Raw genomic sequence first — 22808 nt, forward strand, 5'->3', positions numbered from 1 at the left:
CATTACGGCAGTAATGCCCTTTTTTGTGGCTGTACTTTGATGACCAGTATTTTATGGCCAGTATTTTTAAGACAGTTCTAGCGGAGGCAGAGTGAAAAAACGGGTTCAGGTTGCCGTGGGAATTATTCGTAATGCGCAGCGGGAAGTGTTTTTGACCCAGCGTGGCGCAGATTCTCATCTGGCAGGCTTTTGGGAGTTTCCGGGCGGTAAGATTGAAGCGGGTGAGTGTGCCGAAGATGCGCTACGGCGCGAGCTGGATGAAGAGATTGGCATTGAGGTGCAAGAGGCGCGTTTGCTCGATAGCCTGAGCTTCGAGTTTGCCGATCGGCATGTGCACTTGTACTTTTTCCTGATTGAACGCTATCAGGGCCAGCCGTATGGCCGCGAAGGGCAGCATTCGGCATGGGTGCCTCAGCATACCTTAACGCCCGAGATGTTTCCGGAGGCTAATGCGCCAGTGATCCGTACTCTGCTGGAGCAGGCTCGCGTCGAAGCTCAAGCTCAAGCGCCTTTGCGTGCCGAATAAGCGGTCAAGCAACAGTAACGCAATGATAAAACAGTGATAAAACCGCGATAAAAAACCGGCCAAGGGGCCGGTTGTGTACATTATTCTTGTTCGCTCCAGCTTTCGCCGTCAGACAGATCGTCAGGGCCAGGAATGCGTTTTTCCTCATCGGCCCATTCGCCCAGATCGATTAACTGACAGCGCTTGCTGCAAAACGGACGGAACGCAGATGCCGCGCTCCACTCGACATCCTGTCCGCATGTAGGACAGGCAACTACCAAAGGTTTGCTCATTATCAGGCTCTCTCGTCAGACCGGACAGGCGATATATACCCTTTCTACATGAAGCTACAGCGGTGTTGGCTACGTTCGCTCACCCCAATCACATCGTTTGCCTATGCGCATGGGGATTCACTCACTTGCCGCCTAGCTGCAACTTCACGTTGTTTGGCTATAACGTTCGGCTGTCCGAGTATTATCAGCAGCAGGCCAGTTCAAAGGCTAACTGGGCCGGTACTTCACCGTGTTCACTGTCGAGTGGCAGGAAGCGGATCGCATAGCGGCTCTTATGGCCGGAGACTTGCGGGTACACCATATCATCGAGCTGCAGCCGCAGACGCAGCATTTCCGCATCGCCACCGTTGTCTTGGAAAAAGCCGCCATTCGCCGCGCACGGGTGAAATGGCGCAATTTGCCGTACTAACGTCAGCACCATCCGCAGTGCATTACGCAGTGGCGACAAGGTTTCCATCCACACCAAAGCTTGGCGTGCTTGCTCGCTGTGCGGCAGATGCAGCCACAGGTGCAAGGTCGGCAGATCAAAGCTGCAGCAGCCGCCGGGAATACTCAGGCGCTGGCGAATAGGGCTGATGAAGCGGTCTTCGCGTAGCGCTTGACCCAAACGTGGCGCGGCCAGCAAATCGCTGTAGTGCTGTTTGAGCTGGGCGCGCAAATCTTGCAGCAGGCTTAAATCAACACCCGGTGAATCAATAAATTGGGCCAGTTTCTGCTGTTGGCGCTCCAGATCCTTTAACAGATCGGTGCGCACTTCTCCGCGATCTAATACTTCCAACAGATCGGCAATGGTACGGAAAAAAACCATCGCCTGCGCGGTATCGCTCAGGTGCTGGTTATCATCCAGCTGTTGCAGCAGATATTCAATGCGTAACCAGGCTCGCATCTTCTCATTCAGGGGATGTTCAAAAATCACTGAACGGGTTGAGTCATTCATCATGGGTCTGATTCATCGAAAAGAGAGTATTACGATAACAGAATATAGGCACGGCGAAAGGGCAAATTATCTCCACTCCTTTAGCCGGCTGTATTGCTGCAAATATGGGGGAAGTTTAAAACCAATTGTGAGCGGAGGGTATTGTTTTATGCATTCCCATTATCTTGCCGCTCTTGCTGTGCGCTATAAGCTGAACTATGTACTAAATAATTGAGAGCGGCGTGTTAGAAGGAAATATTAAGCGGGCAAACTTACGCGCGGATCATCGCTATTTCAACCAGCCATGATGATGAGGAGGGATATTGTTTTTGTCTGTATAGGTAGTCTGTACTCGTGTGTCAGTGCATACGCGCCAGTTAATCCCCCCTCCGTGAGCACGGCTCAGGTGCGTTTAGCGGCGGCTAGCTGTAGATAGTGTTGATGCAGGCGTGCGACTTGCGCACTGAGTTGGCTCGGGTCGCCATCGTTATTGATCACATCATCGGCTACCGCCAGACGCTGTTCGCGTGTCGCTTGTGCTCGCAGAATTTGCTCAACTTGTGCGATAGGGACCTGATCGCGGTGATGAGTTCGCTGGATCTGCGTTTGTGGGCTGACATCCACCACCAATACGCGATCGGCCTCGGTGTAGAGTTGATTTTCGACTAACAGCGGTACCACCCACAGTACATATTCGGAACGCGCGGCAGCCAGTGCTTGACGCATAGCCTGACCAATTAAGGGATGCAACAGCGCATTCAGCCACTGCTTTTCCTCAGGCTCAGCAAAAATCCGCGCACGCAGCGCGGCGCGATCCAACGCGCCATCGCTTTGCAGCACATCGGTACCAAAATGGGCGCGGATCGCGGCCAGCGCCGGAGTGCCCGGTTCGACAACGTGGCGGGCAATCACATCGGCATCCACTTGCTCAATACCGTATGGGGTAAACAAATTGGCGACAGTACTTTTGCCACTGCCAATCCCACCGGTAATGGCGACCACATAGCTCACATTAATATCCCATCAGTGCAAAATAGTGAGCGTATATGGTGTCACTAAACAGCAGGCTGATCCAGCCACCCAAGGCCAGCCATGGGCCAAATGGGATAGCCTGCTGCGTCTTACGCGCAATCACGGCATATACCAGCCCACACACCGAGGCGAGCAGGGCAATCAGCAGCAGTTGGGTCGGGCCACTCCAAGCGCAGAGTGCGGCCATCAAGACAAAATCACCGCGCCCCATGCCTTCTTTGCCGGTCAGCAATTTGAACATCCAAAACAGGCTCCATAGGCTCAAATAGCCCACCGCGGCGCCCAATACCGCATCATGCAGGGATAACGGCGAGTAACCGCCCCATGCCAGTAATAAACCGGCCCATAATAGCGGTTGGGTGAGGCTGTCGGGCAACCACATTCTATCTAAGTCAATCATGCTGGCGGTGATCAGCACCGCACCAAACAAGGCGCATGCGACGCTCCAAATCTGTAACCCCCACAGCGCGACAGGCAGAGCAAAAACCAGCGCGGTGAGCAGTTCAATGGCTGGATAGCGTTTACTGATTGGGGCCTGACAATGGCGGCAATGACCACGCAGTACCAACCACGACAGCACGGGCAGGTTATCAAACCAGCGCACCGGATGTTGGCAGTGTGGGCAGTGAGAGCCAGGCAGGATCAAATCAAAGCGCGGTGCATCGGCCGGAGGAGTGAGTTCGGGGAATTGTTCGGCACATTCAAGGTGCCAGCGCCGCTCCAACATCAGTGGATAGCGGTAGATCACGACATTGAGAAAGCTGCCGATCAGCAAGCCAAAGAGCGCCGCAAAGGCAATGAGCAGGGTTCCGTCCAATGGATAATCCAGACTGTCTGTCACTGACAGGAATTTGAATAAATTTTATCGATTTTACAGGAAAAAAAAGAAAAATCGCAGTCTTGCCGAACGCTGAGTATCGCGTATGATGTGGTATTGGAGTGTCCGCTCCACGTACCATGCGAAACACAGTAGCAAAACTGCAATTTATTGCATGGTGATTATTGTCCGATAATCACAGCAATATAACGACTATCTCCGACTGCCTGAGGATCGGCTAAAATCTACAGCGGCCGGAAATACAGAAGAAAAGGATTACTTATTTAATGCGTATCGAAGAAGACCTGAAGCTTGGCTTCAAAGATGTTCTGATCCGTCCGAAGCGCTCTACATTGAAGAGCCGTTCAGAGGTTACATTGGATCGGAATTTTACGTTCAAGCATGCGGGTTGTCAATGGTCTGGCGTACCTATTATCGCTGCCAATATGGATACCGTAGGCACCTTCGGCATTGCTGCTGCGCTGGCGGGCTTTGAAATGCTAACCGCAGTTCACAAACACTACACCACCGAGCAGTGGGCCGCCTTTGTGGCTGCGCAGCCGGCTGAGGTGTTGAAGTATGTGATGGTGTCGAGTGGTACCTCCGATCAAGATTTTATCAAACTGCAAGAAGTGCTGGCGCTGAGTGAGGCGTTGAACTTCATCTGTATCGATGTAGCCAACGGTTACTCCGAGCATTTCGTGGCGTATGTACAAAAAGTGCGTGCAGCGTTCCCGAACAAGGTGATTTGTGCCGGTAACGTGGTGACCGGCGAGATGGTCGAAGAGTTGATCCTCTCCGGTGCGGATATCGTGAAAGTGGGCATTGGCCCAGGATCGGTGTGCACCACGCGCGTGAAAACCGGTGTCGGCTATCCACAGCTGTCGGCCGTGATTGAGTGTGCGGATGCCGCGCACGGTCTGGGTGGCCAGATTGTCAGCGATGGCGGCTGTACTTGCCCGGGTGATGTGGCGAAAGCCTTCGGTGGCGGTGCAGACTTTGTGATGCTGGGCGGCATGCTGGCGGCGCACCAAGAGTGTGAAGGACGCTTGCTGGAGCAAGATGGTCAGACATTCATGCAGTTTTACGGCATGAGTTCCGATACCGCAATGAACCGCCATGTTGGTGGCGTAGCGCAATACCGCGCCTCAGAAGGTAAAACCGTTCTGCTGCCATTCCGTGGTCCGGTGGAAAATACTGTGCGGGATGTATTGGGCGGCCTGCGTTCGGCTTGTACCTATGTGGGGGCGGCTCGATTAAAAGAGCTGACCAAACGCACCACTTTTATCCGTGTGGCAGAGCAGGAAAACCGCGTATTTAACGGTTAATCTCTCAACATAAGATAGCAAAAAATCCCGCGTATCCTTAGGAACGCGGGATTTTTTTATCTCTGTGATGCGTGATGCGGTAACTAAGTTGTACATGCCGTGGTTGAGTATGTTGTGACCAAGTATTGCTCGTAGTGGATCTTGCTAAGTGGCCGACTATGCTTAATGAGATTTTTACTTTTAAAGCGAGTGGCAGATATGTTTACGAAAAAAGCGATAGCGTGTCTGATGGTAGCGGGTGGCCTGAGTATGAGTGCGCAGGCGATGGATTTAAGCAGTCCAACGGTGGAAAACGGTAAGACCTTACAAAATGCGCAGATCTTTAATGGGTGGGGTTGTACCGGTAAAAACGAATCACCGGCGCTGAAATGGAGTGATATCCCACAAGGCACCAAGAGTTTTGCCGTGACCATGTACGATCCGGATGCGCCGACTGGCAGTGGCTGGTGGCACTGGGTGATGGTCGATATTCCTGCGGATGTGCATAGCCTGCCAGAAAATGTCGGCATGAAAGACAGCAAAGCGTTGCCGAAAGGGGCGATCCAGCTGCGTAATGATTTTGGCTATGACGGCTTTGGCGGTGCATGTCCACCGGCAGGCGCTCAACCGCATAACTATCAGATCACTGTTTATGCGCTGAATGTGCCGAAACTGGATATTCCGGCCAACGCCTCACCAGCCTATGCGGGCTTTTTTATCCTGCAACATAAGATTGGTGAAGCGCGTTTGACCGCGCCGACGAATGCGCGTTAATCCTGCTGCCTAAACAAACATCCACCCGTCAGGGTGGATGTGATGATGAAGATAGGGGCATGGCATGAGCGATTTATCCAATCACGCTGCCCATATTGAATATTGGCAAGTACATAGCTACCACCAGTGAGCCGACGATCCCGCCGATAATCACCATAATGAAAGGTTCTAATAAGCTCGACAGTGCGTCAACCATATCATCCACTTCTTGCTCGTAAATACTGGCGATTTTATCCAGCATCCCATCGAGCGAACCGGACTCTTCACCAATCATCACCATCTGCGTAGTGATAGCGGGGAACAGTTGTTGTTTTTGCATCGCCAAGTGAATGGGAATGCCTTGCTCCGCTTCTTTGCGTACCGCCAAAATGGCATTGCGGTAAACCAAATTACCGGAGGCGCCCGAGGCGGAAAGTAGGCCACTTAAGAGCGGCACACCGGCGGAGAAGGTCACCGACAGGGTACGCGAAAAGCGGGCGACCGAAGCTTTGTGCAGCATTTCACCGATCACCGGCATTTTTAGCATCACGGCATCTTGCTTCATGCGCACTTTCTCGGAGCTGCGATAGGCACGGCGATAGAGATAAAAGGCCAGCACAATGCCGGCGGCGACATAGCCACCTTGTTCACGTAACAAGATAGAAAGATTGAGCACCATCTGAGTAAATGCCGGTAACTCAGAGCCAAAACCGTGATAAAGCTGTTCAAATTGCGGGATGACAAACAGCAGCATTAGCACAGAGACTCCGATGGCTACCAACATGACCATGGAGGGATAGAAGAGTGCTTTTTTGATTTTAGATTTCAACGCTTCCATTTTTTCGCGGTGGGTGGCGATCCTGTCCATCACCAGATCCAAGCGACCGGTGACTTCACCGGTACTGACCAGATCGCAAAAGAGATCATCAAAGATCAGCGGGTATTTACGCAGTGATTGCGAAATAGGGGTACCGCTTTCGACATCGGCGGCGATCCCGTTGATCAAACGGCGCATACTGGGTTTAGCGTGGCTTTCGCCAATTAAACGCAGTGCCTGTAGCACCGGAACGCCAGCAAACAGCATGGTGGAAAGTTGCCGACTGAAAAAGGCAATATCCGAGGGCTTTATGCGATCTTTAAGCTTGGCAAATACCGATTGCGAGACCTTCTTCGCTTCAATGCGGCTAAAGCCACGGCTCATCAGGATCACTTTCAGCTCATCCAGTGAGCTGGCATCTAATTCGCCTGACGTCTCTTGGCCCTGCCGATTTACGGCCTTCCATTTATAGGCATACTGCTTGCGGACTTTCGGCTGGGTCAGTGCAGACATCTTACACTCCTGTTACACGCTCGATTTCTTCCAATGAGGTGATCCCCTCAACCACTTTGGCACAACCTGCTTGACGCAAGGTCAGCATGCCCTGTTGGCAGGCTATAGCGGTGAGCTCAGGGGCGTGAGCGCCGCGTAAAATGGCATCGGTCAGCTGGCCGGACATCGGCATCATTTCGTAAATACCGGTACGCCCTTTGTAGCCACTGCTGCAGTGATCGCAGCCTTCTTTGTGGGCGCGGTAAATGGTGATCCCATCCGGTTGTAGCGGGGTGAACTCACGGGCTTGTTGTTCGGCATAGCTCAAGGTGATGGCTTCACGGCAATGCGGGCATAAACGCCTCGCCAACCGCTGAGCAATGATCAGATTCACCGAGGAGGCAATGTTGTAAGCTGGTACGCCCATATTCGATAGGCGGGTTAAGGTTTCGGCGGCTGAGTTGGTGTGCAGCGTGGAGAGTACCAAGTGGCCGGTTTGTGCTGCTTTTACCGCAATTTCGGCGGTTTCTAGATCGCGAATCTCCCCGACCATCACCACGTCAGGATCTTGGCGTAAAAAGGCGCGCAGTGCACTGGCGAAAGTCAGGCCGGCACGGGTGTTAATCTGGGTTTGGTTGACGCCGCTTAAGTTGATTTCTACCGGGTCTTCCGCCGTTGAGATATTGCGCTCAGGGGTATTCAGGCGTGATAAGCCAGTATACAAGGTGACGGTTTTACCGCTTCCGGTTGGGCCGGTAACCAGAATCAACCCCTGCGGACGTGCTAGGGCATTGATGTACAGCTGTTGGTCACGGGCAGTAAAGCCCAGTTGCTCGATATCCAAACGGGCGGCAGAGGAGTCGAGAATCCGCAGTACCACCTTTTCGCCAAACAGAGTGGGCAGGGTGGAAACCCGTAAATCAATGGTGGTGCCTTCGCTCAGTTTAAGCTTGATGCGCCCATCTTGTGGTACGCGGCGCTCGGCGATATCCAGCCGACTCATGATTTTTAGGCGTGCGGCGAGGCGCTGGGCCAGCTTTTGTGGTGGCGCAGTAATTTCTTGCAAGACGCCATCAATACGAAAGCGGACCCGATAGGTTTTCTCGTAGGGTTCGAAGTGAATGTCGGAAGCTTTTACCCGTACGGCGCGGCTGAGCATTTGGTTGATAAAACGCACAATGGGCGCTTCATCTTGCTCATCGGCTACTTCGGCGGTGTCGGTGCTGCGGCTATCACCGTCGAGCTCATCAAGCTCGCCCAAGGTTTCGCTGTCGGCGGCAGTAACAATGTCATCGACTTTTTGGCCGGTCAGCTCTTCAATACGGGCATACAGCTCTTTTTTATCTGCTTGCACCAGTTCGATATTTTTTCCGGTGGCGAAGCGAAAAGCATCGGCGGCTTTGTAGTTGTTAATATCGGCGATGGATAAATAGAGCGTGTTGTCGTCTTCTTGTAGGGGAAGGGCTTTATATTCGATAAAAAGGAAAAATAGGTGATGATATTTGTTTATCGTGTTTTTCTTATCCATATTTACTTTCTGGTTTTGATAGGGAGGATATTACCTCCCTAAAATATACGAGATGTTATGATGCCGCTTTATCACAACCTTTCGGTGCTATCGCGTCTGTAATGTTTGTGCCGTCAACTTCGCATTTCCATGCGGATGTTCCAGCTTCCCGCGTCAATGTGACGGTTGCTCCATTTACTTTCTCGCTATTTCCGGTTGAATTAAAAGTGAAAATAATAGAGCCGTCACCCGCATCACCAACTTTAATAGAGGTAATTACACCATTAGTTGGTTTTGGCGCCCCCAATTTAGTTGCTGCTTCATCATTATCAGCAACTACAGGGAAATCACCATCTCTGGCTAGTTTATCTTCTACATTAGTTTTTAATGAAGCTAATGTAGAAAGAGCTGATCCTAATTCAGCCTTAGCAACGTAATTTTGGTATTGCGGAATCGCAATTGCCGCCAGTACGCCGATAACGGCCACCACAATCATCAATTCAATCAGGGTAAAACCCTTGTTCACTGCTTTCATCTTGTTCTCTCCTAACCTCACACTCCGCAATCCGTATTTGCGGAAATCCATAAGCCACGCCCGTTTCCTTATAGAAAAACGTATCTGTGGTTTTCCATCATCCGGCTGCTAAGCTTTGCTTGGTGCCGTTTGGTCAGGCACCGCTTTTTTAAGGTAGTTAGCCAGTAATGTTGAGAGTCGGCAGGACAACGAGCAGCAGACCCTCAAGGCTATTGTGCTGACAGCATGAGGAGGTTTGCAAAGCCGGCTTGGTGAGTTGGAAAATGAATCACAAAGATTTATGTATGTGAGATGAGAGGTGCCAGAGAGAGCGAGCAGTGGCTGCAATAAATTTCACATGCTTTGCAGGTTGGCGAATGGTACATTTTTCCACATTAGGCTTACGGCTATTTCGCTTGTTGTTGCTATTTAGACTGTACCTATGCTCGATGTGCTTATTCGCTATTTTTATTAAAAATATTTCCCCAGAGTTATTTCCTATGAGTGAATATGCGTATTAATTAGGCTTTATGAGTGAGGGTTAAATTAGCACGCGACTGAATTTAATAAAAGCCTCTTCTGTTTAATGAATGTTGATTGGGTTTATAATTTTTGGTGATGCAATCAGCTATAGAAAATGATTGGCGAAAGCGCCTTGATGCTACAGGAAAACTTTAGGAGTTATTGATGATGGTGAGGGAAAGAATAACCCCATAATTAGCGTATTGTGTTGTGCAGGTGTGCTAATTATGGGGAGATATTGATTGGTGCGTCTTCTTAATACACTACCGTTTACTGCTCACTAAAGCGCAGTGACAGATCCAGTGCGCGGACATGCTTAGTGAGCGCGCCGACAGAAATAAAATCCACACCGGTAGCGGCAATATCAGCCAACGATTCTAGCGTCACATTGCCGGACACTTCCAATTGCACGCGACCGGCAGTGAGAGCCACCGCATCACGCATCAGCGGCAGGGTAAAGTTATCCAGCATGATGATGTCGGCACCAGCTTGGATGGCGGCATCCAACTCAGACAGGCTTTCGACTTCCACTTCTACCGGCACATCGTGCTGTAGGGTGCGTTGGGCGAGGGCATGCGCTTGGTCTACCGCCTGCTTAACGCCACCGGCGGCAATGATATGGTTTTCCTTAATCAGGAAGGCGTCATACAGGCCGATACGGTGATTGACGCCACCACCACACTGTACCGCGTATTTTTGCGCGGTGCGCAGGCCCGGCAAGGTTTTGCGTGTATCCAGCAAGCGGGTGTGAGTGCCGGCGAGTTGCTCGACATAGCGGCGGGTTACACTGGCCGTGCCAGACAAGGTCTGGATAAAGTTGAGCATGGTGCGCTCGGCGGTCAGGATCAGGCGCGCATTACCGGTGAGCTCCAGCAGCAGCTGATTGGGCTGCAGGCTATCACCATCTTGCACTTTCCAGTGCAGCTGGATCGGATCGGGGTGTCCGGCGCTCAGCTGACGGCACACTTCATCCGCCCAGCGTTGGCCGCAGAACACACCGGCTTCACGGGTGATCAGGCGGGCGGTGGCTGAGGTGGTGGCCGGTAGCAGTGCGGCGGTGAGATCGGCATCGGCTACGGGGTGATCGCTGCCGAGATCTTCTTGCAGTGCGGCCCGTACGCGAGACGGGATATCCTTATTGAGCTGTTCTTGCAGCATCAGACGGCGTTGCTCGGCATTATGAATGCGACGCGGCATGGGTTAACTCCACTTTAAATCCTGCTGAAGATGGTAACGTACTGCGTGTATTTTCGCATCCGTCATGTAACAAACTCTGCGCTGCGCACGGCTGAAGCGGTTCTGGTAGCTCTTTGGGGTGTAAGCCGAAGCGGCATGGCTATTGCTTAAATGGCTATTGCTTAAATATCTGTGCAGTTATCTGCTTAAGCATAACCGCAGCAAGGTTAACTCTCGGCGACGTGAAGCGATGTTGTTAATTCAGGCGATTAATTGCGGTGCTGAATTTATGCTAGGTATTAGAGGCTAGGCATTAGAAGCTATGAATTCATAGTGAGCTTTTTATAATGCTAACAGCATGCAGAGGGATGCGGGTTATGTTTGTGTTATGTTCGAATAACGCAGCAAGCTTACTGTTCAACTGGATTCAAAAACGCGATACAAAAGAGAACAACGAAAGGAACGAGGTGATGACGGCAACACAGCAACCGGCCTTACAGTTGCAGGATAACTGGTTGAACGGCGCGGGGGTGCGTCACTGCCCTTCACCCCATTGTGATGCGAGGACGGCAGACGAGCCGGTATCGTTGCTGGTGGTGCACAATATCAGTTTACCGCCCGGTCAGTTTGGCGGGCCGTACATTGATCAGCTGTTTTGCGGCACTTTGCCGCCAGACGAACATCCGTATTTTGCCGATATTTATCAGCTACGGGTGTCGGCGCACTGTTTGATCCGGCGTGATGGTGAGATTGTGCAGTATGTTCCGTTTAATCAGCGGGCATGGCATGCCGGGGTCTCTGAGTACGCGGGGCGGCCACGCTGTAATGATTATTCGGTGGGCATCGAGTTAGAAGGCACTGACGACACGCCTTACAGCGATGCGCAATACCAGCGTTTAGCGGCACTGACGGCGCTGTTGCTAGACACTTATCCGGCCATGGTGACACCGGAGGGGTCTTTCAGGATCACCGGCCACAGTGATATTGCGCCGGGGCGCAAAACCGATCCGGGCCCAGCCTTTGATTGGGATGATTTTTATGCGCGGCTTGCCGTGGTTCGTGGTGAGTCGCATTAATCGAATATACCCTTCTTACGCCAAGTCGCTTGGGTATACCAACGCAATACAATGCAATAAAGGAGTGCCGTGGGCATGAAGCTGTTTAGCTTGCTGTTAATTCTGGCGTGGGAGCGTCTGTTTAAAACCGGCGAGCGCTGGCAACTGGATCACTGGTTGCAAGGGCTGTGGCCGAAAATTCGTCGCCCTTCGTTGGTGACCAGTTTTGCGCTCTGGCTGGGCGTGGTGGTGGTGACGTTGCTCTATCTGTGGCTGATCCGTGGGCATCTGTTTGGCTTGCTGACGCTACTGAGCTGGATTGCGCTGGGGTTATTGTGCATCGGGGCGGGATATAAACGGCGCCGTTATCATGCTTTTTTGACGGCGGCACGCCGTGGTGATAATGAAGCGGCCAGTTTAGCCGCCGAGCAATTGGCGCGTATTCACGGTTTGCCGGGGCAGGATGAGAAATCGCTGCTGATTGGGGTGCAAAGTGCGCTGCTGTGGACTAACTTTCGCTACTACATGGCGCCTGCGTTCTGGTTTGTGGTCGGCGGGCCGGCCATTATGCTCGGTTATACCGCGCTGCGGGCCTATCAAAGCTGGTTGGCGGAGCATGAAGATCCGCTGCTGCGAGCGCAGTCTGGGGTCGATCATCTGTTGGGGTGGTTGGATTGGATCCCGGTGCGACTTTGTTCGCTGGCCTATGTGTTTGCGGGCAGTGGCGAAAAAGCACTGCCGGCGTGGATGGTGTCGGTGATGGATTGGCATACTCCGGCGCATCGGGTGCTCGCTGAGATTGGTCGCTTTGCTTTGAGTCCGCAAGATTGTGATTCGTGGGAGCTGATGGCGCAAAACGCGGTTGCGCTGGCGCGTAAGGCGGCGTTGTGGCTGGTGATTGCGCTGGCAGTGCTGACCATTTATGGCTTATTGCTGTAACGAGGCTCACTTGCTGTCATGCTGCATTTTAGTGTGAAGTGCCATCGGGCATACGCGATACATTGAGCCGACAGGCCGTTCAGTGATGGGCGGCCTGTTTTTTTGGTCAAGCCTGTGTGGCTGGCTTTCTGTCTTCTGTCTTCTGTCTGTCTTTTTGTTAATGCGTTTTTCTGGATGCAAAAAGACGACATTTTTATTTATTCCTATCTCTTCCCCGCTAAAGGTGACATTTGAGCAGCGAATGTACGGTTTGTGCTGCGGTTATGTACGTGATCGGGAGGTCAATTCCCTGAGCGCGATAAGCCAAAAATACGAGTTTCGCGCTAATAAGGCCGATTATTCCCGCCAGTTATAAAGCTGACTCGTTACAGCTTTAGCGAAGCGTTTAAAACGACAAACGTTAAATGGTCTGACCAATTTAAGTATGACAAATGTTATGTTAGCTGAAGCGTTTTTGTTACCATTGGCGGTATAACATGATTCAGATCAATTTTCGTCTGGACACATTTTGGGGATTCTGGTAATTTTTATCGCACCGTAAAATTGGTAATACCAATTGACAGTCGGCGAAATTGATCCCAACGTAGCAGGCAGTTCAATTCAAATGGATGTTTGCATGGCCTACAGCAAAATTCGTCAGCCAAAGCTGTCTGATGTGATTGAACAGCAGCTGGAACGCCTGATATTGGAAGGAACATTACGCCCGGGGCAGAAGCTGCCACCGGAGCGGGAACTGGCGGTTCAGTTTGATGTTTCGCGCCCGTCATTACATGAAGCTATTCAGCGCCTTGAGGCAAAAGGGTTACTCCTGCGCCGTCAGGGCGGCGGCACTTTCGTGCAGCAACAACTCTGGCACAGTTTCAGTGATCCGCTCAGTGAGTTGTTATCTTCCCACCCGGAGTCACAGTTCGATTTGCTAGAGACGCGTCATGCGCTCGAAGGCGTGTCGGCCTATTACGCGGCACTGCGTGGTACGGATGCGGATTTTGCGCGCGTACGCGAGAGTCAGCAGGCGATTGTGGCGGCGCAAGCCAAAGATGATCCGGCGGCCGAAGCCGATGCGGTGATGCAGTATCTGGTGGTGGTGAGTGAGGCGTCCCATAACGTGGTGTTATTACACCTGGTGCGCTGCTTAGCTCCGCTGCTGGAGCAGAATGTAAAACAGAATTTTGAGCTGCTGTATGCCCGGCGTGAAAAGCTGGCGCAGGTCAGCAGCCACCGAGCTGAAATTGTGGACGCAATTTTGGCTCGTCAGCCGGAGGCGGCACGCGAAGCATCGCACCGTCATTTGGCCTTTATTGAGGAAACTTTGCTGGAACTTAGCCGTGAACACAGCCGTCAAGAACGGTCGTTGCGGCGGCTGCAGCAACGCAGGGATTGACCGGTAAACATATGCCGGCGAAAGCAGACCGAGAAGAAGGCGTTTTTCCGTCAGGTAACCCATACAGGGTCGCGGAAAGGCTTCCAGATTGAACAAAATTGACCGAACAAGCAGATAAGGAAGAACACCATGTCAGACATGATGAAAAATGACGTGGATCCGATCGAAACCAGCGACTGGTTGCAGGCTCTCGAATCGGTAATTCGCGAAGAAGGTGTTGAGCGTGCCCAGTTCCTGATCGATCAGATCATGGATAAAGCACGTGTAAACGGTGTGTCACTGCCAAGTGGTATCCACACTGATTACATCAATACCATTCCGGCGTCTGAACAACCGGCTTATCCGGGCAATCATGAGCTGGAGCGTCGTATCCGTTCCGCGATCCGCTGGAACGCCATCATGACTGTACTGCGTGCCTCCAAAAAAGACCTGGATCTGGGTGGCCACATGGCGTCCTTCCAGTCTTCTGCCACCATCTATGATGTGGCATTCAACCATTTCTTCCGTGCGCGTAACGAGCAAGATGGCGGCGATCTGGTGTTCTTCCAGGGTCACATCTCTCCGGGGATCTACGCCCGTGCGTTCATTGAAGGCCGCTTGACTGAAGAGCAGCTGAACAACTTCCGTCAGGAAGTGGATGGCAAAGGCGTTTCTTCTTATCCGCACCCGAAACTGATGCCTGAGTTCTGGCAGTTCCCGACCGTATCAATGGGCTTGGGTCCAATCAATGCGATTTATCAGGCGCGCTTCCTGAAGTATCTGAACGATCGCGGTCTGAAGAATACCACTGAGCAAACCGTATATGCCTTCTTGGGCGACGGTGAGATGGATGAGCCAGAATCCAAAGGTGCACTGACTTTCGCGGCCCGTGAGAAGTTGGACAACCTGTGCTACGTGATCAACTGTAACCTGCAGCGTCTGGATGGCCCAGTGGTCGGTAACGGTAAGATCGTACAAGAGCTGGAAGGTCTGTTCCGCGGCGCTGGCTGGGAAGTGATCAAGGTTATCTGGGGTAGCAAGTGGGATGAACTGCTGAAGAAAGATACCTCCGGTAAACTGCTGCAGCTGATGAACGAAACTGTTGACGGTGACTATCAGACCCTGAAGTCCAAAGACGGTGCTTATGTGCGTGAGCACTTCTTTAACAAGTACCCAGAAACGGCGGCACTGGTTAAAGACATGACCGACGACGAAATCTGGGCGCTGAACCGTGGTGGTCACGATCCAGAGAAAGTCTTCGCAGCATTCCAGAAAGCCAAGCAGACCAAAGGTAAGCCAGTGGTTATTCTGGCCAAGACCATCAAAGGTTACGGCATGGGCGATGCGGCAGAAGGCAAGAACATTGCTCACTCCGTGAAGAAACTGGATATGGACAGCGTGAAGCAGTTCCGTGACCGTTTCAACATCAACCTGAGCGATGAAGAAACCGAGAAGCTGCCATACATCAAGTTCCCAGAAGGCTCGGAAGAGTACAACTACCTGCACGGCCGTCGTCAGGCGCTGAAAGGTTATGTACCAACCCGTCTGCCGAAGTTCACCCAAGAGCTGGCTATTCCAGCACTGGATGAATTCAAAGCACTGCTGGGCGAGCAGGCGCGTGATATCTCTACCACCATGGCGTTTGTGCGTGCACTGAATGTGCTGCTGAAAGACAAAGGGATTGGCCAGCATATCGTGCCAATCATTGCCGACGAAGCACGTACTTTCGGTATGGAAGGTCTGTTCCGTCAAGTGGGTATCTACAACCCGCAGGGTCAGAACTACACCCCGCAGGATCGCGAAGTTGTTTCTTACTACAAAGAAGACAAAGCCGGTCAGGTTCTGCAAGAAGGTATTAACGAACTGGGCGCAGGCTCTTCTTGGCTGGCGGCGGCAACGTCTTACAGCACCAACGATGTGCCAATGATCCCGTTCTACATCTACTACTCCATGTTTGGTTTCCAACGTATCGGCGATCTGTGCTGGGCGGCGGGTGACCAACAAGCGCGTGGTTTCTTGGTCGGCGGTACCTCAGGCCGCACCACTCTGAACGGTGAAGGTCTGCAGCACGAAGATGGTCACAGCCATATTCAAGCACTGACTATCCCTAACTGTGTGGCTTATGACCCTGCCTACGCTTACGAGCTGGCCGTGATCATGCAAGACGGCGTGCGCCGCATGTATGGTGAGCAGGAGAACGTGTTCTACTACCTGACTACCATGAACGAAAACTACCATCAGCCAGCCATGCCAGAAGGCGCTGAAGAAGGGATCCGTAAGGGTATCTACAAGCTGGAAACCGTGGCCGGTGATAAGGCGAAGGTTCAGCTGATGGGCTCTGGCGCTATCCTGCGTCATGTGCGTGAAGCGGCGCAGATCCTGTCTGCCGACTACGGCGTGGGCTCTGACGTGTACAGCGTGACCTCGTTCACCGAAGTGGCACGTGAAGGCCAAGATTGTGACCGTTGGAACATGCTGCATCCAGAAGCGCAGCCGCGCGTACCGTTCGTGACTGCTGTGATGAACGATGCACCAGCGATTGCTGCAACTGACTACATGAAGCTGTTTGCTGAGCAGATCCGTGCGTTCGTGCCAGCTAGCAGCTACCGCGTACTGGGTACTGACGGTTTCGGCCGCTCTGACAGCCGCGAAAACCTGCGCCGTCACTTCGAAGTGGATGCCCACTACGTGGTGGTTGCAGCGCTGACTGAACTGGCTAACCGTGGCGAAATCGCTAAGTCAGTGGTCGCCGAGGCTATCGCTAAGTTCGGTATCGATGCCGATAAAGTTAACCCGCTGTACGCATAAGAGGCACCTGTCATGAGTATTGAGATTTTTGTTCCGGATATCGGTGCGGATGAAGTTGAAGTTACCGAAATTCTGGTGAGCGTCGGCGATAAAGTGGAAGCCGAGCAATCCCTGATCACCGTGGAGGGCGATAAGGCCTCCATGGAAGTACCAGCCTCAGCGGGCGGTATTGTGAAAGAAATTAAAGTGCAGGTAGGCAGCAAAGTGTCTACTGGCTCACTGATTATGGTATTCGAGCAAGAAGGGGCGGCAGCCGCCCCGGTTGCCGCGCAAGCGGCGCCAGCTCCAGCTGCTGCACCGGCGGCGGCAGCACTGAAAGAAGTGTGCGTACCGGATATCGGTAGTGATGAAGTCGAAGTGACTGAAATCATGGTTGCCGTGGGCGACAGCGTGAGCGAAGAGCAATCTCTGCTGACCGTGGAAGGCGATAAAGCGTCCATGGAAGTGCCTGCACCGTTTGCCGGTGTGGTTAAAGAGATCAAAGTGCAAGCGGGTAGCAAAGTCTCTACTGGCTCCCTGATCATGGTGTTTGAAGTGGCGGGTGCCGCTCCAGCACAAGCGGCGGCTCCAGTAGCTGCTGCTGCGCCAGTTGCCGCTCCTGCGGCCAGCGCGGCGAAAGACGTTAACGTGCCGGATATCGGTGGTGACGAAGTGGAAGTCACCGAGATCATGGTTGCGGTTGGCGATAAAGTTGAAGCTGAGCAATCGCTGATCACCGTAGAAGGTGACAAGGCTTCGATGGAAGTGCCTGCGCCGTTTGCCGGTGTGGTTAAAGAGATCAAAGTTCAAGCGGGTAGCAAAGTGTCTACCGGCTCTCTGATCATGGTGTTTGAAGTGGCCGGTGCTGCTCCGGCTGTAGCAGTAGCCAGCGCGCCAGTCGCCAGTGCAGCACCTGCGCCAGCCGCGGTGAAAGCCGAAGCGCCAGCTGCCGCTGCTAAGCCAGCCGCTGCGGCTGAGTTTGCAGAAAACGATGCTTATGCTCACGCAACCCCAGTGGTACGCCGTTTGGCGCGTGAGTTCGGGGTTAACCTGGGCAAAGTGAAAGGGACTGGCCGTAAGGGTCGGATCCTGAAAGAAGACGTACAAGACTACGTGAAAGATGCGCTTAAGCGTCTGGAATCCGGTCAGGCTGCCTCGTCGGCGGCGATGAGCGGTGGCGCGGGTCTGGGTCTGCTGCCATGGCCGAAAGTGGACTTCAGCAAGTTCGGTGAAGTGGAAGAAGTTGAGCTGGGTCGGATCCAGAAGATCTCCGGCGCTAACCTGCACCGTAACTGGGTGATGATCCCGCACGTAACGCAGTGGGACGACGCGGATATCACCGAACTGGAAGCTTTCCGTAAGCAGCAAAATGCTGAACTGGAGCGCGCTAAGGCTGATCTGAAGATCACCCCGCTGGTGTTTATCCTCAAAGCAGTAGGCAAAGCCTTAGAAGTGATGCCGCGCTTTAACAGCTCACTGTCTGAAGATGGTCAGAAGCTGACGCTGAAGAAATACATCAACATCGGTGTTGCGGTGGATACGCCAAACGGTCTGGTAGTGCCAGTGGTACGTGATGTGAACAAGAAGAGCATCACCGAGTTGTCACGTGACCTGATGGAAATCTCCAAGAAGGCGCGTGCTGGCAAGCTGACTGCATCTGATATGCAGGGCGGTTGCTTCACTATCTCTAGCCTGGGCGGTATTGGCGGTACAGCCTTCACCCCAATTGTGAATGCGCCGGAAGTGGCCATTCTGGGTGTGTCCAAGTCTGAGATGAAGCCGAAGTGGAACGGCAAAGAGTTCGCACCACGTCTGATGCTGCCTCTGTCACTGTCTTACGATCACCGCGTGATCGATGGCGCTGACGGTGCCCGCTTCATCACATTCCTGAACAACGCGCTGTCTGACATCCGCCGTCTGGTGATGTAAGACAGATCCGGTGCGGTTTCGGCTTAAGCTGTGACCGCACCGACGAATAAGGCACAACGGGTGCAACATTGTTTGCGAGATTTTAACAAGGTTGTAAAATCGTGGCGCGGTGAACCTCCGGTTGTGCGCGCTGTACCCGGTTCAGGAAGAAAAAGATTATAACGAGGTCATGATGAGCAAAGAAATCAAAGCCCAGGTAGTGGTTCTGGGTGCCGGCCCGGCAGGTTATTCCGCAGCATTCCGCTGCGCGGATCTGGGTCTGGACACAGTGATCGTCGAGCGTTATTCCACACTGGGTGGTGTCTGTCTGAACGTGGGTTGTATCCCATCCAAGGCACTGCTGCACGTTGCCAAGGTGATTGAAGAGGCCAAATCACTGGCCGAGCACGGGATCGTGTTTGGTGAGCCAAGCACCGACATCAACAAGATCCGTCTGTGGAAAGAAAAAGTTATCAGCCAACTGACTGGCGGTCTGGCCGGTATGGCGAAGATGCGTAAAGTGCAGGTGGTGAATGGTCTGGGTAAATTTACCGGTCCAAACAGCATTGCCGTGGAAGGCGCCGATGGCGTGACCACCGTGAACTTCGACAATGCCATCATTGCTGCCGGTTCGCGTCCAATTCAGCTGCCATTTATTCCGCACGAAGATCCACGTATTTGGGACTCAACCGATGCGCTGGAGCTGAAAGAAGTACCTAAGCGCCTGCTGGTGATGGGCGGCGGTATTATCGGTCTGGAAATGGGTACCGTGTACCATGCGCTGGGTTCAGAGATTGACGTGGTCGAGATGTTCGATCAGGTGATCCCGGCTGCCGATAAAGACATCGTGAAAGTGTTCACCAAGAAGATCAGCAAGAAGTTTAACTTGATGCTGGAAACCAAGGTGACTGCGGTGGAAGCCCGTGAAGACGGTATTTACGTAAGCATGGAAGGCAAGAAAGCGCCTGCCGAAGCGCAGCGTTATGACGCCGTGCTGGTGGCCATCGGTCGTGTGCCTAACGGTAAGCAACTGGATGCCGGTCTGGCAGGCGTTGAAGTCGATGAGCGTGGCTTTATCCGTACCGACAAGCAGATGCGCACCAACGTTCCGCACATTTATGCGATCGGTGACATCGTGGGTCAGCCAATGCTGGCACACAAAGGGGTACACGAAGGTCACGTTGCGGCCGAAGTGATTGCCGGTAAGAAACACTATTTCGATCCGAAAGTGATCCCATCTATCGCCTATACCGATCCGGAAGTGGCGTGGGTAGGTAAGACCGAGAAAGAGTGTCAGGCCGAAGGTCTGAAGTACGAAACAGCGACCTTCCCATGGGCTGCGTCCGGTCGTGCGATCGCCTCTGACTGCGCTGACGGTATGACTAAGCTGATTTTCGACAAAGAGACGCACCGCATTCTGGGTGGCGCGATTGTCGGTACTAACGGTGGTGAACTGTTGGGTGAAATCGGTCTGGCTATCGAGATGGGTTGTGATGCCGAAGATATCGCGCTGACTATCCACGCGCACCCGACGCTGCATGAATCTGTTGGTCTGGCGGCAGAAGTGTTTGAAGGCTCGATTACCGACCTGCCAAACCCGAAAGCCAAGAAAAAGTAAGCCAACACAAAGTCGATTGGTTATCGGCGGTGCTGAGTGAGCAGTGTTAGTGTGATAGTGATTGATGTGCTTGGTGTGGCTAGCTTAGTGTATAAGTGATGCTACATCGGTTGTGATGCGAGAAAAGGAAGGGATCAGGCGGCAGCATAGCCGCCGGTTCAGCAGTTAAGACGCCTGCAAGCAAACTGTACGTAAGAAAGTCGCAAAGCAAGAAATGCACGCCACAAAGAAATAAGCACTAAGCAATGCTCACTGGGTGCCGTGAACATGAGAGCCAATAAAAAGCCGGTCCTGAATTTCAGGGCCGGCTTTTTTGTGCGTGTGGTTATACGCGAAACGCGCTGACCAGCTGCTCCAGTTGCTGTGACAGACTGCGTAAGCCGGCCGCTTGCTCCGACAGCAGTTCGGCTGTTCCGGCATTTTGCTCGGTCAACTGATTGATGCTATCCAGATTCTGGTTGATATCTTGTACTACCGTTGACTGCTCTTCGGTGGCGGCGGCCACTTGCGTGTTCATGTCGCTGAGCTGGGCAATGCGTGCCGCGATGTCATTTAAGCTGTGCTGCACCTCTTCGGCTGATTGTACGCCATGCAAACTGCGCTCATGGCTGCGACTGCTGGCCTGTACCGCGTGCTGGGCTTCTTGTTGCAGTCGGTCGATCATGCTTTGGATCTCGGCGGTCGAATCCGATGTGCGGCTGGCCAGTTTGCGCACCTCTTCGGCCACTACCGCAAAGCCGCGTCCTTGTTCACCGGCGCGCGCCGCTTCAATGGCGGCATTCAGCGCCAGCAAGTTGGTTTGATCGGAGATGCCGCGAATGGTGTCCAAAATGGTGCCGATACTTTCGGTCTGACCGGCCAAGGTGGTGATCACGCTGCCCATGTTTTGCATGTCGTCGGCCAGATTTTGGATGGTCTGCTTGGTATTGCCGACTATGGTTAAGCCTTGCTCCGAGGCGTGCTCCGCACCTTGGGTGGCATCGGCAGCCACTGAAGCATTACCGGCAATCTCTTGTACGGTGGCTCCCATCTGATTAATGGCGGTGACCACCATCAGGGTTTTATCGCGCTGGGCATGGCTGTCTAGACGCGAGCGTTCAGACTCTTCGGCGACTTTTTCGGCACTGGTACGCAGCGCATTGGCGGTATCGGCCACCGCTTGCAGTGAGTGCTGGATTTTATCGGCAAAACGGTTAAAGCCACGCGCCAGCTGCGCCAGCTCATCTTGGCCTTGCGCCGGTAAGCGACGTTGCAGATCGCCGCTGCCATCGCCGAGCTCGGTGAACAGACGCGCCGATTCACTGAGCGGTTGTAGTAGACGGTGGGTGACCAAGGCGGCAATCAGCAGCATCACAATGCCGCCGCCAATGCCCCAACTCAGCAGTTGCCATAACAATTGCTGCAGTGAGGCGAACACTTCGGCCTGTGGCACTTCCGCCACCAGATACCAGTTCAGCGCTGGGATCAAAGTACTGACCACCAATACCGGAACTCCATTACGGCTCGATTCCTGCACGCTGGTGTGCTGTGGATTAAGCAGCGCGGCGCTGTTGCCCTGATACAGCTGAGTCAGCGGCGTCATATCTTTTACGCTGTTATCCGGATGCAGGCGGACATTACCGTTGCCATCGGTCAGGAACACAAAGCCGCTGTCTTTGATTTTGATGGCGCGCAGACGGGCAATCACGGCATCCAACGGTTGCGCCAGACCAGACATTCCGCGGCCATTGGTTTGTTGGTAGTTGACGAACAACTTAAGATTGCCGTTGGCCTCGCGATAGATGCTGTTATCCCAAGTGCGGCCGCTATCGCGGTACGGGAAGTACCAACCATCTTGCTGTGGGTTGAGCACGCGCAGGAAACCATCTTGATTCCAGAAGCGATTACTTTGCCGGTCGACAAAGGTGGTGGTGGTCAGGTTGAACTGCTGTTTGACCTGATTGAGCAGGGCAATCAGTTGTGGCTCTTGCTCGGCAGGAAAACCTTGGGCGGCAAAATTGAGTAAGAACGGGTTTTCCGCGATTTGGCGGGTGGCCTGTTTCAGGGTTTCAAATTCGCCGTTTAAGGCATTGCGCTCGCCTTCGAGCAAGGCCGGGAGATATTCGTCTAACTGCTGGTGGCGGATCAAAGCCTCCGCGGAACGATAGCCAAGCGTACCGGCAATCAAGTTGCTCAGTAAAATGAACAGGCTGACGCTGAGGAGAATTTTTTGTCTGAGAGTAAAGCGGCGTAAAAAGGCAGTAATCGACATCATCTATCCGATCCTTGCAAGGCGAGAGGGGCTCAGCCATGCCTATCGGCAAGTGTGGATATGACTGTAGTGGAATGTGATGTAAATTGAATATCCATCACAATCTTGCAGTGATTACACATACAAATGCGGTAAATATCACTCTTTTGTAAATGGTAATGCGCAATGAAAAGCGCGCGGTCGCAACTATAAAAAAAGCCCCATCGCGAAAAAATCACAACGGGGCGGTGTCTCTTTAG

General features: G+C 52.9%; 18 protein-coding genes. 9 read left to right on the forward strand and 9 right to left on the reverse strand.

Annotation, left to right across the window (positions count from 1 at the left end):
- The first annotated feature begins 91 nt into the window (after positions 1-91).
- Positions 92-526, forward strand: a complete 435-nt coding sequence (gene mutT, locus NCTC9997_RS01955) for an 8-oxo-dGTP diphosphatase MutT (RefSeq protein ID WP_010862610.1) — start codon at positions 92-94, stop codon at positions 524-526.
- A gap of 80 nt (positions 527-606) precedes the next feature.
- On the opposite strand, the gene yacG is transcribed toward mutT, so the two are convergent.
- The 4 genes from yacG to NCTC9997_RS01975 all read right to left on the reverse strand — a co-directional run bounded on the left by yacG (position 607) and on the right by NCTC9997_RS01975 (position 3563).
- The gene (gene yacG, locus NCTC9997_RS01960; protein WP_039046505.1) at positions 607-798 is read right to left on the reverse strand and encodes a DNA gyrase inhibitor YacG; all 192 of its coding nucleotides are present in this window, start codon (positions 796-798) and stop codon (positions 607-609) included.
- A gap of 184 nt (positions 799-982) precedes the next feature.
- On the reverse strand, positions 983-1735 hold the full coding sequence (zapD, locus tag NCTC9997_RS01965) for a cell division protein ZapD (RefSeq protein WP_064977165.1): 753 nt from the start codon (positions 1733-1735) through the stop codon (positions 983-985).
- A 381-nt stretch (positions 1736-2116) separates the two neighbouring features.
- The gene (gene coaE, locus NCTC9997_RS01970; protein ID WP_064977166.1) at positions 2117-2725 is read right to left on the reverse strand and encodes a dephospho-CoA kinase; all 609 of its coding nucleotides are present in this window, start codon (positions 2723-2725) and stop codon (positions 2117-2119) included.
- Between the two features lies 1 nt (position 2726).
- A complete protein-coding gene (locus NCTC9997_RS01975; RefSeq protein ID WP_230405846.1) occupies positions 2727-3563 on the reverse strand; it encodes a prepilin peptidase in 837 nt (278 codons plus the stop codon).
- Positions 3564-3850: 287 nt separating this feature from the next.
- Here NCTC9997_RS01975 and NCTC9997_RS01980 point away from each other — a divergent pair, with 287 nt between their 5' ends.
- Together NCTC9997_RS01980 and NCTC9997_RS01985 are read left to right on the forward strand one after the other, a co-directional pair.
- Complete coding sequence (locus NCTC9997_RS01980) at positions 3851-4891, forward strand: GMP reductase (RefSeq protein ID WP_010862605.1); 1041 nt, start codon at positions 3851-3853, stop codon at positions 4889-4891.
- Positions 4892-5089: 198 nt separating this feature from the next.
- Complete coding sequence (locus NCTC9997_RS01985; RefSeq protein ID WP_064977167.1) at positions 5090-5644, forward strand: YbhB/YbcL family Raf kinase inhibitor-like protein; 555 nt, start codon at positions 5090-5092, stop codon at positions 5642-5644.
- Positions 5645-5717: 73 nt separating this feature from the next.
- On the opposite strand, the gene NCTC9997_RS01990 is transcribed toward NCTC9997_RS01985, so the two are convergent.
- The 4 genes from NCTC9997_RS01990 to nadC form a co-directional block, all read right to left on the reverse strand.
- On the reverse strand, positions 5718-6953 hold the full coding sequence (locus tag NCTC9997_RS01990; RefSeq protein WP_064977168.1) for a type II secretion system F family protein: 1236 nt from the start codon (positions 6951-6953) through the stop codon (positions 5718-5720).
- A gap of 1 nt (position 6954) precedes the next feature.
- The gene (gene pilB / locus NCTC9997_RS01995) at positions 6955-8460 is read right to left on the reverse strand and encodes a type IV-A pilus assembly ATPase PilB (protein ID WP_064977169.1); all 1506 of its coding nucleotides are present in this window, start codon (positions 8458-8460) and stop codon (positions 6955-6957) included.
- A 55-nt stretch (positions 8461-8515) separates the two neighbouring features.
- Positions 8516-8974 carry a pilin gene (locus NCTC9997_RS15400; RefSeq protein ID WP_064978408.1) on the reverse strand — a complete coding sequence of 153 codons (459 nt, stop codon included), beginning with the start codon at positions 8972-8974 and terminating at the stop codon, positions 8516-8518.
- A gap of 771 nt (positions 8975-9745) precedes the next feature.
- Positions 9746-10672, reverse strand: a complete 927-nt coding sequence (gene nadC / locus NCTC9997_RS02005) for a carboxylating nicotinate-nucleotide diphosphorylase (protein ID WP_064977170.1) — start codon at positions 10670-10672, stop codon at positions 9746-9748.
- Positions 10673-11121: 449 nt separating this feature from the next.
- Between nadC and ampD the strand changes: the two genes are divergently transcribed.
- The 6 genes from ampD (at position 11122) to lpdA (ending at position 20318) form a co-directional block, all read left to right on the forward strand.
- A complete protein-coding gene (ampD, locus tag NCTC9997_RS02010; RefSeq protein ID WP_064978409.1) occupies positions 11122-11727 on the forward strand; it encodes a 1,6-anhydro-N-acetylmuramyl-L-alanine amidase AmpD in 606 nt (201 codons plus the stop codon).
- A 75-nt stretch (positions 11728-11802) separates the two neighbouring features.
- Entirely contained in the window at positions 11803-12645 is an 843-nt protein-coding gene (gene ampE / locus NCTC9997_RS02015; RefSeq protein WP_010862598.1) for a beta-lactamase regulator AmpE, read from the forward strand.
- A 616-nt stretch (positions 12646-13261) separates the two neighbouring features.
- Complete coding sequence (pdhR, locus tag NCTC9997_RS02020) at positions 13262-14026, forward strand: pyruvate dehydrogenase complex transcriptional repressor PdhR (protein WP_064977171.1); 765 nt, start codon at positions 13262-13264, stop codon at positions 14024-14026.
- 129 nt (positions 14027-14155) lie between these two features.
- A complete protein-coding gene (gene aceE / locus NCTC9997_RS02025) occupies positions 14156-16813 on the forward strand; it encodes a pyruvate dehydrogenase (acetyl-transferring), homodimeric type (protein ID WP_039046521.1) in 2658 nt (885 codons plus the stop codon).
- 12 nt (positions 16814-16825) lie between these two features.
- Complete coding sequence (gene aceF, locus NCTC9997_RS02030) at positions 16826-18721, forward strand: pyruvate dehydrogenase complex dihydrolipoyllysine-residue acetyltransferase (RefSeq protein ID WP_064977172.1); 1896 nt, start codon at positions 16826-16828, stop codon at positions 18719-18721.
- A gap of 172 nt (positions 18722-18893) precedes the next feature.
- On the forward strand, positions 18894-20318 hold the full coding sequence (gene lpdA, locus NCTC9997_RS02035) for a dihydrolipoyl dehydrogenase (RefSeq protein WP_010862594.1): 1425 nt from the start codon (positions 18894-18896) through the stop codon (positions 20316-20318).
- 325 nt (positions 20319-20643) lie between these two features.
- On the opposite strand, the gene NCTC9997_RS02040 is transcribed toward lpdA, so the two are convergent.
- Complete coding sequence (locus NCTC9997_RS02040) at positions 20644-22572, reverse strand: methyl-accepting chemotaxis protein (protein WP_082935449.1); 1929 nt, start codon at positions 22570-22572, stop codon at positions 20644-20646.
- Between the last annotated feature and the right edge of the window lie 236 nt (positions 22573-22808).

Origin of the sequence: Plesiomonas shigelloides (genome assembly GCF_900087055.1) — a bacterium.
Lineage (GTDB): Bacteria > Pseudomonadota > Gammaproteobacteria > Enterobacterales > CAMTGL01 > Plesiomonas > Plesiomonas shigelloides.

What these genes read in the sequence shown, in the direction of transcription:
- zapD (WP_064977165.1), bottom strand. Translation starts at nt 1,735, where the DNA reads ATGAATGACTCAACCCGTTCAGTGATTTTTGAACATCCCCTGAATGAG.
- yacG (WP_039046505.1), bottom strand. Translation starts at nt 798, where the DNA reads ATGAGCAAACCTTTGGTAGTTGCCTGTCCTACATGCGGACAGGATGTC.
- NCTC9997_RS01990 (WP_064977168.1), bottom strand. Translation starts at nt 6,953, where the DNA reads ATGTCTGCACTGACCCAGCCGAAAGTCCGCAAGCAGTATGCCTATAAA.
- pdhR (WP_064977171.1), top strand. Translation starts at nt 13,262, where the DNA reads ATGGCCTACAGCAAAATTCGTCAGCCAAAGCTGTCTGATGTGATTGAA.
- NCTC9997_RS02040 (WP_082935449.1), bottom strand. Translation starts at nt 22,572, where the DNA reads ATGATGTCGATTACTGCCTTTTTACGCCGCTTTACTCTCAGACAAAAA.
- NCTC9997_RS01980 (WP_010862605.1), top strand. Translation starts at nt 3,851, where the DNA reads ATGCGTATCGAAGAAGACCTGAAGCTTGGCTTCAAAGATGTTCTGATC.
- nadC (WP_064977170.1), bottom strand. Translation starts at nt 10,672, where the DNA reads ATGCCGCGTCGCATTCATAATGCCGAGCAACGCCGTCTGATGCTGCAA.
- aceE (WP_039046521.1), top strand. Translation starts at nt 14,156, where the DNA reads ATGTCAGACATGATGAAAAATGACGTGGATCCGATCGAAACCAGCGAC.
- ampD (WP_064978409.1), top strand. Translation starts at nt 11,122, where the DNA reads ATGACGGCAACACAGCAACCGGCCTTACAGTTGCAGGATAACTGGTTG.
- lpdA (WP_010862594.1), top strand. Translation starts at nt 18,894, where the DNA reads ATGAGCAAAGAAATCAAAGCCCAGGTAGTGGTTCTGGGTGCCGGCCCG.
- aceF (WP_064977172.1), top strand. Translation starts at nt 16,826, where the DNA reads ATGAGTATTGAGATTTTTGTTCCGGATATCGGTGCGGATGAAGTTGAA.
- NCTC9997_RS01985 (WP_064977167.1), top strand. Translation starts at nt 5,090, where the DNA reads ATGTTTACGAAAAAAGCGATAGCGTGTCTGATGGTAGCGGGTGGCCTG.
- pilB (WP_064977169.1), bottom strand. Translation starts at nt 8,460, where the DNA reads ATGGATAAGAAAAACACGATAAACAAATATCATCACCTATTTTTCCTT.
- ampE (WP_010862598.1), top strand. Translation starts at nt 11,803, where the DNA reads ATGAAGCTGTTTAGCTTGCTGTTAATTCTGGCGTGGGAGCGTCTGTTT.
- NCTC9997_RS15400 (WP_064978408.1), bottom strand. Translation starts at nt 8,974, where the DNA reads ATGAAAGCAGTGAACAAGGGTTTTACCCTGATTGAATTGATGATTGTG.